We start from the raw sequence: 3,158 nt of genomic DNA, 5'->3' as shown, positions 1-3,158 counted from the left end.
GCCGTCCCCGCCGTCATCCTCACGGAAGAACCCGACCGTCCGACTGAGGTCGGCATCGGAAAACGGGTCGACGTCCTCGCCCTCGTCGTTGGCGGCGGCTACCTCGTAGTAGTCGGTCACCCAGACGTCGGTCACCCCAGTACGCTCCTTCAGCTCCGGGGCGATCTCGAGTGCGGTCTCCGTGTACCGGACGGGCCGCATGCTCTGCAGATCCGCGAAGTTAATCGCCCGGATCGCCCGGTCCACCGCCAGCACCGGGTTCTTCACCGAGAGCATGCTCACGACCTCCACCTGGGAGGAAGGGCAGGAGAACTCTGGCGCGACCATTGCATCCTCGGTTTTCGGTGCGGCGCAGTCGCGCAGCACCCCGAAGTCCAGGGGCCAGTCCGCGAAGCTCATCAGGTTTTCGTCGAAAGCCTCCGCGGGGTTCGCGTAGTGAGCCGGCGCTTCGGCCGTGAGCGCGGCGTTCACCGCCACCGGCCCCGCGAGCCCCACTACGGCCGCTGCTCCCACCGCGGCGACGTAGCGGTTTCGCCGCGACTTCCCGAACGGCACGCCCGGCGCCGTCAACTGTCTCCGATCCATTTTTTCATCGTAGCCCCCGCACCAGACACACCCCATCTCCACCAACACTGGTCCGGCGGGTGGCACGGTCTCCGGCCGGGGCGACGTCCTAAAAAGAGAAGACAACGCCGTGTCTGCAGCGCGCACTACAGTGGGGGAACATGAACGAAAAGAAGACAACATCCAGCCAGCCGGAACTGCCGGATAACATCACCGAGGCCGCCGCGGGCGAGGACATTTCGCCTGCTCAGGACCTGTACCGCCACGTCAACGGGCAGTGGCTGGCCAGCCACGAGATTCCTGCTGATCGCGCGGTCGACGGCACCTTCCACCAGCTGCGCGACCAGTCGGAGAAGGACGTCCGCGCCATCGTGGAGACCCAGCCCGCCGATTCCCAGATCGGTGCGCTGTACTCCTCCTTTATGGATGAGGAGGGCATCGAGGCCGCCGGGCTCGCACCGCTGGAAGCCGACCTGGCCGGGATCAACGCCGCCGCGGACATTCGCGAGCTGGCCATTGCGCTGGGTGCGCTGGACCGCGCTGGCGTCGGCGGCGTGGCGGGCTACTTCGTCGCTAAGGACGCCGAGGGCGATGCCGAGCGCGCCTACCTGATGCAATCCGGGCTGGGGCTGCCGGACGAGGCCTACTACCGGCAGGAACAGCACCAAGACACGCTGGCCGCTTACCGCGAGTATGTGACGGACATGCTGGAGCTCTACCTCGCTGAGGGGCGCGCTCTTCCGGGAAGCCACGCAGGTGAGGGTGCGGCGGAGGCCACTGAGGCGATCCTGCACTTTGAGACCCAGCTTGCCGAGGGGCACTGGGATAACGTGACCAGCCGCGATGCGGAGAAGACCCACAACCCGATGGCGGTGGCGGATCTGCCGACGGGCTTCCCCTTCGCGGAATGGTTCGAGGCCACCGGTATCGCCGCTGGTAGCGCGGCTGCCGAGCGCGTGATCGTGAGCCAGCCGAGCTTCATCGAGCACGTCGGCAAGCTGGCTGGCAGCGTGCCGCTGGACGATTGGAAGCTCTGGGCGACCTGGCGTGTTCTGAACTCCCGCGCGCCGTACCTGCCAGCGAAGTTCACCAACCGGCGCTTCGAGTTCTACGGGCGCACCCTGAGCGGTTCGACGGAGCAGCGCGCCCGCTGGAAACGCGGTCTGGGCCTGGTCGAGGGTGCGATCGGCGAGGAGGTCGGCAAGAAGTTCGTCGCCGAGCACTTCCCGCCGGAGTATAAGGAGAAGATGCTCGAGTTGGTGGACTACCTCATCGAGGCCTACCGCGAACGCATCTCCACCCTGGAGTGGATGACCCCCGCCACCCGCGAGAAGGCGCTGGTGAAGCTGGGTAAGTTCCGCGCGAAGATCGGCTACCCGGAGAAGTGGCGCGAGTTCGATGGTCTAGAGTTCGCGGCCGGCGGTGCAGAGCTGCTGGATAATGTGCGGGCGGCCAGCCGTTTCAACCACGACTACGAGATCAACAAGCTGGGCAAGCCCACGGACCCCGCGACCTGGTTTGCTACCCCGCAGACCGTCAACGCCTTCTACAACCCGGTGATGAACGACATCACTTTCCCCGCCGCGATCCTGCGCCCGCCGTTCTTCAGCATGGACGCCGACGCCGCCAGCAACTTCGGCGCGATCGGTGCGGTCATCGGTCACGAGATCGGGCACGGCTTCGACGACCAGGGCTCGAAGTTCGACGGCGACGGCAACCTGCACTCCTGGTGGAGCGAGGAGGACCGTGCGGCGTTCACGCAGCTCACGGACAAGCTCGTCGCGCAGTTCGAGGGTCTCGTGCCAACCGGCCTGAAGCAGCGCGGCGAGACCGCGCACAAGGTCAACGGCTCCTTCACCCTGGGCGAGAACATCGGCGACCTCGGCGGCCTGGGTATCGCCATCGTCGCGCTGCGCCGCTACCTGAGCGACCAGGGCGTCGAGGTGGCGACCGCGGAGGGGCCGAGCGCGGAGTACCGGGAGGCGCTACAGCATGTCTTCCTGCAGTGGGCGCGGGTCTGGCAGACGGCCATCCGCCCGCAGATGTCCGCGCAGTACATCTCCATCGACCCGCACTCCCCGGCGGAGTTCCGCTGCAACGTGGTCGCGTCGAATATCCCGGAGTTCTACCAGGCCTGGGAGGTCACCGAGGCCGATGGCATGTGGCTGGCCGAGGACCAGCGCGTGACGATCTGGTAGCCGCCGGCCGACGGCTACCAGGCCGACCTAGAGGTCGGCGAAGAGGTCGGGCTCGAAGTCCTCGGTCTCGTCCGGGACATACTCCTCGACCTCGGTGAGGTTCAGCAGCGCGCCGGTGGGATCGGTGATCGTGGCGACCCGACCGAATTCGGAATCATAGGGCTCCCGGATGATCTGGGCGCCCAGCTCCCGCGCGGTGTCCACCGCGGCGTCGATGTCCGCGACCCCGAGGTAGAGAGTCCACATGGAGGGCAGCTGCGTCTCCTGGGTGTCCCACAGGCCGACGAGTGCCGCACCCTCGAACTCGCCGAGTGCGTAGCGGCTGCCGTCGGAGTTCTTATCCACGCGGATATCCCAGCCCGCGAGCTCGTGGTAGAACTCCAGGGTCTCGTCCCA

Annotated in this window: 3 protein-coding genes; 1 reads left to right on the top strand and 2 read right to left on the bottom strand. The window is 66.8% G+C overall.

Annotation, left to right across the window (positions count from 1 at the left end):
• Positions 1-585 (bottom strand): hypothetical protein (locus tag Q1V78_RS05030; RefSeq protein WP_300612303.1); only part of this gene is annotated, 585 nt, incomplete at its 3' end.
• Positions 586-725: 140 nt separating this feature from the next.
• Between Q1V78_RS05030 and Q1V78_RS05025 the strand changes: the two genes are divergently transcribed.
• Positions 726-2,762 (top strand): M13-type metalloendopeptidase, encoded by a 2,037-nt coding sequence (locus Q1V78_RS05025; protein ID WP_300612301.1) that lies wholly within the window; start codon positions 726-728, stop codon positions 2,760-2,762.
• Between the two features lie 27 nt (positions 2,763-2,789).
• Here Q1V78_RS05025 and Q1V78_RS05020 read toward each other — a convergent pair.
• Positions 2,790-3,158 (bottom strand): VOC family protein (locus Q1V78_RS05020; RefSeq protein WP_300612299.1); only part of this gene is annotated, 369 nt, incomplete at its 5' end.

It is taken from the genome of Corynebacterium sp., from assembly GCF_030152825.1.
GTDB lineage: Bacteria > Actinomycetota > Actinomycetes > Mycobacteriales > Mycobacteriaceae > Corynebacterium.
Note: the sequence above shows the minus strand (reverse complement) of the source record. Positions and strands in the feature narration are given on the sequence as shown.

Bases quoted from the DNA above. Each gene is read 5' to 3' on its own strand.
- Q1V78_RS05025 (WP_300612301.1), top strand. From the start codon at position 726: ATGAACGAAAAGAAGACAACATCCAGCCAGCCGGAACTGCCGGATAAC.